This is a genomic window from Chamaesiphon sp. OTE_20_metabat_361 (assembly GCF_031364565.1).
The window spans coordinates 1-7,571 of record NZ_JANLWO010000395.1 but is presented as its reverse complement, the minus strand read 5'-3'; the positions used below and the strand labels follow the sequence as shown (position 1 = coordinate 7,571).

The following is a 7,571-nucleotide window of genomic DNA, read 5'->3' as shown; positions in this document are numbered from 1 at the left end:
CTATTTAATCAGTCCGCGCAGGCGGACTTTGCATCACTAGCCGAGACTTCAGTCTCCAGGCAATTCTTATCCCACGTTATTGAACTCCAGGTTCGATCGGTGTCACTGCGGGACTAGGCGCGATCGCCGGACTAGGACTGGCGGCTGGCGTAGAATTAGGCTGACCTTGAGATAAAAACCAGCCACCAGCACCGATCGCCATGAGGACGATCGCCCCGATTGCGCCTAACAATAGCGGCTGCCGACGAGGACTGTCAGGTACTTCTGCTTGAGTAGTCATAGTGCGCTGTCGATCTTTAGAATTCGTTTCCGGACTACTGAGCAGTAACGTATCCGTCTGCGTAAAGGTCGTCGTCGCATTCGCCGGGAAATCTTGAATGGCGGTATTTTGTCCGGCTTCTACGGGTTGTTTGACCTGACAATGCACCAAGGCGACAGTGGCATTATCGTGACCATTTTGAGTATTTGCCATATTAATCGTCCGCTGACAGGCAGTTGCCAGATCTACCTTACCTTCCAAGACAGGGAGAATTTCGGATTGCCAGTACTGCTCGACCCGATCGCGATCGCTCACACCATCCGAGCAGAGCAAGAAAATACATTCTTCATCGACGATCGTCCGCCGAATATTCGGGTGGAGCGCCGTCGATGAATTCATCCCCAATGCTTGAAATAAAGAACCCGAACTGCTCATCCCTAACGCTTGGCGATACAACACTCCACTGAGTCGGACTTCTCTAGTTGCCAGATCGTCATCTAAGGTCATCTGATGACAACCCGTCCGGGTAATCCGATAGAGCCGAGAGTCGCCGATATGGGCGATGTACGCCTCATGACCGTAGATTAGACTCATAACCATTGTCGTCCCCATTCGCTCGCGTTCCTGGCGATTTTTGCTGTCATTGCGGAGGCTGATTTGGTCGTTGGCGACACAGGTAGAATTTTCGATTTGAATGGCAATACTATCGGGATAGCGATTTTCGGGCTTATCGAGGACATTTTCGATCCGGCGCTGGATCGTATCGATCGCCAGATTAGAGGCTACTTCCCCGCCTTGATGTCCGCCGACGCCATCGCAGACGATCGCCAGACTCAGCTCGAAACCAGTCTTTTGATATAGACCATTGCTGCTGGGGGGATAACAAGCATCTTCATTCTGCTCGCGGGTCGGCCCGGTATGGGTGAGGGTAATATAGTTACAGTTGAGAAATTGCTTTTGACCGACGGTTCGCAGTGCTTCATCGAGCAGGGCAATCAGTTGGGTGGCGGTAGTCACATCCTCTTTAATCAGTCGATCGCAAATTTTCTCTAATGCTTGGGCGATGCCGATCCGGGCTTGTTTTTGCCACAGTTTCCACAGCTTGCCGAGTTCTGCCAATTTAGGGGGCGAGTCGCCGTTTGGCATCAATTCGATCGCGCGCATGAGTCCGCCTTCAACCCGCAACACTTCGGGATGCAGCAGCGTGCGACTCACGCCTTCGACTGCCATCGCATCCCAGAGATTAGCGATTTGCCACAACCAATTGAGCTGGCGCATCGAGCCGACAGTTTTCCAGCTTTCACTTAGTTCTGGCATTACTTTACCCGCGAGGGCAGCTCCCAATCCTTCACTGTAAATCGGGGCTTTTTCTAGCAACCATAGCGTGCTAGTCCGGCGTCCCGATCGATTGAGTGCCACTGACCCATAAACTTGCGGCACATGCGGGCGATGGGCGACCAGCCGCAGATAAGGGGTAATAAATTCGGGGACTCGATCGATAACTTCTGGCTGCCAGCCGGGTTTAGTATCCAGTAACACTCGATTGTTGACTGCCAGATAGCGATTATTCGCCAATGTCTGCCCGGTTTTGAGGGTAAGTGCATCTTCCCCCACAGCCCATAAATAAACTTTGGGAATGGCTGTCCGACAGTGAGCGCAAAAATTGTGACTCGCTGGATTAGGAGCTTGACATTCAGGATTTTGGCAGACGATTTTTGCCGCTGTGTGGTTGGTCATGGGTTCGGGTTGCTCCAGTCAGCCGATAGTCTACGCTATCATGGCAAATCAAGTGTACTGAATCGAGGTGGTAATAATAAATCTAGCCGATCGTTTTGACTATTAGGCCATTGAATATGGCAAAGTAATAGCTGCGCTCTGGAGATTGGAAATTGGAGCAGTCGAGAAGTAATCAATCCAAATTTTAACCTGCGATCGTTGACTAATCTCTAGCACTAGTAAAAATCAATCCGCATATCTTATAAATACCCATGATCGAGCCTTGTCAAACACCTATGCCCCTCAAAAGTGGAGATTTGTTAAGGGTAGTCGCTCCGAGTGGGCGGTTGCGAAATCGGACTGCACTCGATCGTGGCATCGAAATTTGGCGCGATCGTGGTTATCGAGTCGAAGTGACGGAGGAAATTGTTGCCAGTTGGGGCTATTTAGCCGGGAAGGATGCAGCTCGACGGAAGCAATTGGCAACGGCTTGGAGCGATCCTGAGTGTCGGGGCATTTTGTATGCACGCGGCGGTTATGGCGGAATGCGAGTACTAGAACACTGGCAATGGGATCTAGCGGCTGTGCCCAAATGGTCGATCGGATTTTCAGATATCACGGCATTATTATGGAGTCTGTCTCATCAGGGGATTGCCGGAATTCATGGCCCACTGCTGACTACTTTAGCAGATGAACCGGACTGGTCGATCGATCGGCTGTTTCAACTGGTGAGCGGACAACCAGTACCCCCACTTCAGGGCGATCCTTGGGTCGGCAACGTCGCCTATGGTAAATTGTTACCATGTAATCTGACAGTAGCGACGCATCTACTCGGTACACCGTGGCAACCCGATGTTACTGGCGCAATTTTGGCAATCGAAGATGTCACGGAAGCGCCTTATCGGATCGATCGATTATTGACTCATTGGCGGCTGACTGGCGCACTGGCGAAGATTGCCGGAGTCGCGATCGGGAGATTCAGTCAATGCGACCCCCCAGAAGGCAGTTCTAGCTTTACAGTAGAAGAAGTATTACGCGATCGACTCACCGATCTGGACATTCCGATCGTTGCCAATTTACCCTTCGGACACGACGGCTGTAATGCCGCTCTCCCCGTCGGCGTCGCCGCAATTTTAGATGGTAATACTGGCGAACTCAGTATCGTTTGATTGTTATCAGCTCGGTATCAACGATTCACTATTCACTATCCACCATCCACTATCCACTATCCACCCTTAACATTGTGACCGGACAAGAATTACGCGAAACGATCGTAGCAAAATGGGGCTATTCTTACGACATCCAGCTCAAGAAGACTCCTACCAAAATTTATCTCCAGGTGATGTGGAAATATCTCGAACAAGCTTCTTTTCCCTTATCCGAAGCAGATTATCTCGCACATTTAGATAATATTGGTTCTTATCTAGCGGCAATGGGTAGCGTCGAACAAGTGCAGAAGTTTATCGAGAAAACCACCGAAAGACCGCGATTGGGCAAAGCTGTAAGTATGTTACTCGATTTGGGCGATCGTGCTTCAGAATGGCTGTTGTGAGGATGAAATCGAGCGATTGTGAAGACAGAAATAATATTTAGAAATACTTAGAATAATCGCTCGACTGGCACCGATAATCCCGTAAATAACTCATCAGTAATTACACTATCATTCATATAAGTTATCGGCGCACGATCGACATAGAATACCGTTACACTCTGAGCTGTTGGATCGACTACCCACACTTGTAAGACACCACCAGTTAGATAATAACCAGCCTTTTGAGTCATTTGCCCGAAAGTTTGTCCCGGTGAGATAATCTCGATCGCCAATTCGGGTGGAACGGGACACGCCGCATTTTCATTCCAACTTTCTGGCAATCGATCGAAAGAAACATAGATCAGATCGGGTACGGGTGTGAAGCGGTCGCTCAACTCAAACGCCCATTCCATTTCGGCACGACCGCGATCTTTAGCCCACGGTTCTAGAATATTCAGGAGACGACGGGCAGATCGGACGTGGAAATATTTAGGGGACATTTTAGGTACTGCAACGCCGTCGATTAATTCATAAGTGCGATCGCTAGCATCAGCTAACGACCAAAATTCTGCCTGCGTGAGTTTTTTGGTAGTTGCGAGCATGGTAATAGCATAATTAGATCGATTCTATTTTAACAAGATCTAAATCTCATCGCGTAAATTAATATTTTGGCGATCGCACCGAGCGACTGAAACTGCTGTAACTAAAAAAGATAGGGCAGCTTTACACTACCCTATCTTTTTTTATGCCACTAACTTAATAATCCCGATCGCTTGAGTCAATTAAACTTTTGCAGGTACTTTATTAGTTTCCTTCGCAGTTAATCGTTCGTAAGTCGCTCTCATTTTCAGACCGACCATTACTTGAAATAGACCAGTACCATTGTTAGATCCAGGGTACTCGCGATGTTGCAGCAAGAGGCTGGTCATTTCACCTTTATGTTTGGTGGAGATATTGCTCAAGTGGCTCTCAATGTAGCTAACTTGTTCGAGATTTCCTAATTGACCGTCGAGTTCGAGTACGGATACTGGATTGCCGTAGTAAGAATCGGGGCCGTAAAACATTTTGATACCGGGGTATTCACAAGTCAGCTTGCGTCCGCAGGGTCTCCAGTGGATGGTCGAACCCTCATCGAATAGGTAGACGGGATCGAAGTCAGCCACGCCTTCACGCTGCATTAAGCGCACGCGTAAGAGCTTGCTTTCTTTATCGTCGATGAGTTTGGTGGGTAATACTTGAATTACGACATCAGCATGACCGCGCTGAGGCTCGATGTAGGCTTCAAAGTCCGGACGGCGGGATTCGATCGCAGCCAAGACATCATCGTAGCTGTGACCGCGCTCTGCCATATCGCGCTGAATTTTCCAGGCGATTTTGACATCATCGGTGATATCGAGATAGACGCTAAAGTCGATCAGTCCTCGGACTCTCTCGTCGTAGAGCGGATGTAGACCTTCGATGACGACGACGTGGTTGGGGGCAACTTTCTCGGGTGGGTCGATCAAACCAGTCTCGTGGTTGTAGATCGGTTTGTCGATCGTTTGACCGCTTTTGAGCGCTTTGATTTGCTCGTACATCAGATCGAAGTTGTTGGCACGCGGATCGAGTGCGGTGACTTTTTGCTCTTTGCGTTGGTAGCGATCGAGACTATGATAATCATCCAAACAGATCACCGTCACAAAATCTTCCCCAAACAAGTCAATAATCCGTTGTAAAAATGTTGACTTACCGCAGCCGGAATCTCCAGCTACCCCAATTACCACCACGCGATCCACCTTACTGGTCATAGCTATCCTCGTTATATCAAAATTTTTTGTAACTGTTTGGTCTTAGTTCTTTGACATCAAATTTTACATCAATGTCATCGCAAATGAACTAGATCTAAACAAAACTTGCATTCACTCAGCGTTTACCACTGGAGAACTAGTCTGGGTCGATGCCAGTGCAACTATCGCTCGCAGTTCGCTGCGATCGCGATCGGCAAGATCGAAAATTGTACTTTTTAGTACACTTTACAACCTTAGCTGCCATTAAATTATTATTTTCCAGCTCGGAATTTAGACCGCGTGCATCGATAATGTCAAACTGTATCCAGTTAACATTATACCTCGATCGTCAGCCATTCGATCTGCTTGAGTCTACGTCTGTTGTCATCTTGAGTGCAAAAAATTTCGGCAATGCTGTCGCCGCAACCTTTGCCCCGTAAAGCTTGCCTCAAATTTTAAACTATGGCTTCGCGCTAGACGCCCGAGCGATCGATGGTAATCTCAGCGAGACATCGTCACGCTTTAAAGTCAAAATTTTGACAACCTGGGCGGGATGACTCTTGTGCAATGGGACTGCGCTACGCTATTCTGGCTGGATATGTTTAGATGCTGCAAATATTTTGCATCCTAGTCTTATTGCTAGGCAAGATCGTCAGCTACTCCTTGAGGAGAGGTGACTTGAGCTAATTTGGCACGAGTATACCTGTGGATGATATCTGAAGTAAGTAGAGTTATAATAGCACCTAATTATTTGGGTTTCGGAGATATAAAATAGCAATGTACAATCCAAGTCTGAGCGGTAATGCTGGCAATTCAGCAGCCAATAGTCGTCTGTTTATCTATGAAGTCATCGGTCTACGCAACAATCAGTCATCTGATGATAGTAAGATCCGTCGGAGCGGTAGCTCGTTCATTACCGTACCTTACCAGCGGATGAACCAAGAAATGCGTCGCATTGCGAGTCTGGGCGGCAAAATCTTGAATATTCGTCCTTATGCCGCCCAGACAGAGGTGGCTTCAGACTCAGTTGAGACAGCGGTGGCTTCAGCTTCAGTCGAAACTGGCGAAGCCGTCCAAACACAGACTGAGAGCGCCCCTGCACCCGCAGCAACGCCCAAAAAACATGCCGATGTACCAGTAAATATTTACCGTCCCAACGCCCCCTTCGTCGGTAAATGCGTTTCCAACGACGGACTACTGGCTGAAGGCGGGATCGGCATGGTTCAGCATGTCAAATTTGATATCTCTGAAGGAGATTTGCGGTATTTTGAAGGTCAAAGTATCGGGATTATTCCCCCAGGTAAAGATAACAAAGGCAAAAATCACAAAATCCGACTGTACTCGATCGCCAGCACCCGTCATGGTGATGACGTCGATGACAAAACCGTTTCGCTGTGCGTCCGCAAGCTCGAATACAAAGACGAAAAGACAGGTCAAGAAGTAGAAGGCGTTTGCTCGACCTTCATCTGCAACCTCAAGCCGGGTGATGATGTCCAGATTACTGGCCCCACTGGGAAAGAAATGCTCTTGCCTGAAGACAATGATGCCAACGTCATTATGATGGCCACAGGTACCGGGATTGCCCCTTTCCGAGCTTATCTATGGCGGATGTTCAAAGACAACGAACGCGCAGCTAACCCCGAATATAAATTCAACGGTCTAGCTTGGTTGGTATTTGGTGTCGCTACGACCCCAAATATCCTCTATAAAGGCGAACTTGAAGAAATTCAGGAAAAATATCCCGATAATTTCAAACTCACCTACGCAGTCAGCCGCGAACAGAAAAATGCTGAGGGTGGCAAAATGTACATCCAAGATCGCATCGCCGAAAACGCCGACCAACTTTGGTCGTTGATCCAGCAAGAAAAAACCCACGTCTACATTTGTGGACTCAAGGGCATGGAAACAGGCATCGATGCTGCTTTGACCACTGCCGCAGCCAAGTCCGATGTCAAATGGTCTGAGTACCGTTCTCAACTCAAGCGTGCGGGTCGTTGGCACGTTGAGACTTACTAGAGAGTAGATGGGAGATAGGAGATGGGAGATGGGAGATGGGAGATGGGAGTTGAGAGTTGGTAGGCGATCGATAGTCGCAGCGGGTAATTTCCCAACTCCCTCATCTTTACTCCCATCTCCCATCTCCCATCTCCCTACCCTTTTGTCAGTAGCGGGTAATTACGAATTATTTTCCTACCCCCGATTAACTACCCAAACCCCCCTACTCCCATGGTAAAATTGCATACAAACTGAGCAAACCTAGGTAAAAAGGATTTGGAGCCATGTCGTCAGCAGTAGAAGT

The 7,571-nt window shown here is 48.3% G+C and carries 7 protein-coding genes; 4 read left to right on the top strand and 3 right to left on the bottom strand.

The annotated features are described in order from the left end of the window. Positions 1-76 precede the first annotated feature (76 nt). Complete coding sequence (locus RMO35_RS11580) at positions 77-1,996, bottom strand: protein phosphatase 2C domain-containing protein (RefSeq protein ID WP_309741368.1); 1,920 nt, start codon at positions 1,994-1,996, stop codon at positions 77-79. Positions 1,997-2,271: 275 nt separating this feature from the next. On the opposite strand from RMO35_RS11580, the gene RMO35_RS11575 reads away from it, so the two are divergent. Further along, the gene (locus RMO35_RS11575) at positions 2,272-3,144 is read left to right on the top strand and encodes an LD-carboxypeptidase (RefSeq protein ID WP_396135655.1); all 873 of its coding nucleotides are present in this window, start codon (positions 2,272-2,274) and stop codon (positions 3,142-3,144) included. 74 nt (positions 3,145-3,218) lie between these two features. Continuing rightward, entirely contained in the window at positions 3,219-3,527 is a 309-nt protein-coding gene (locus tag RMO35_RS11570; protein WP_309741365.1) for a DUF3067 family protein, read from the top strand. 47 nt (positions 3,528-3,574) lie between these two features. Here RMO35_RS11570 and RMO35_RS11565 read toward each other — a convergent pair whose 3' ends face one another. Continuing rightward, complete coding sequence (locus RMO35_RS11565) at positions 3,575-4,108, bottom strand: Uma2 family endonuclease (RefSeq protein ID WP_309741364.1); 534 nt, start codon at positions 4,106-4,108, stop codon at positions 3,575-3,577. Between the two features lie 180 nt (positions 4,109-4,288). Further along, positions 4,289-5,293: a phosphoribulokinase gene (locus RMO35_RS11560; RefSeq protein ID WP_309741363.1), complete on the bottom strand. Its 1,005-nt coding sequence runs from the start codon at positions 5,291-5,293 to the stop codon at positions 4,289-4,291. A gap of 155 nt (positions 5,294-5,448) precedes the next feature. On the opposite strand from RMO35_RS11560, the gene RMO35_RS11555 reads away from it, so the two are divergent. Beyond that, a complete protein-coding gene (locus tag RMO35_RS11555) occupies positions 5,449-5,712 on the top strand; it encodes a hypothetical protein (RefSeq protein ID WP_309741362.1) in 264 nt (87 codons plus the stop codon). A 337-nt stretch (positions 5,713-6,049) separates the two neighbouring features. Continuing rightward, complete coding sequence (gene petH, locus RMO35_RS11550; RefSeq protein WP_309741361.1) at positions 6,050-7,288, top strand: ferredoxin--NADP reductase; 1,239 nt, start codon at positions 6,050-6,052, stop codon at positions 7,286-7,288. Positions 7,289-7,571: the final 283 nt, after the last annotated feature.

Coding starts and splice junctions, on each gene's coding strand:
- petH (WP_309741361.1), top strand. CDS start 6,050: ATGTACAATCCAAGTCTGAGCGGTAATGCTGGCAATTCAGCAGCCAAT.
- RMO35_RS11560 (WP_309741363.1), bottom strand. CDS start 5,293: ATGACCAGTAAGGTGGATCGCGTGGTGGTAATTGGGGTAGCTGGAGAT.
- RMO35_RS11575 (WP_396135655.1), top strand. CDS start 2,272: ATGCCCCTCAAAAGTGGAGATTTGTTAAGGGTAGTCGCTCCGAGTGGG.
- RMO35_RS11580 (WP_309741368.1), bottom strand. CDS start 1,996: ATGACCAACCACACAGCGGCAAAAATCGTCTGCCAAAATCCTGAATGT.
- RMO35_RS11565 (WP_309741364.1), bottom strand. CDS start 4,108: ATGCTCGCAACTACCAAAAAACTCACGCAGGCAGAATTTTGGTCGTTA.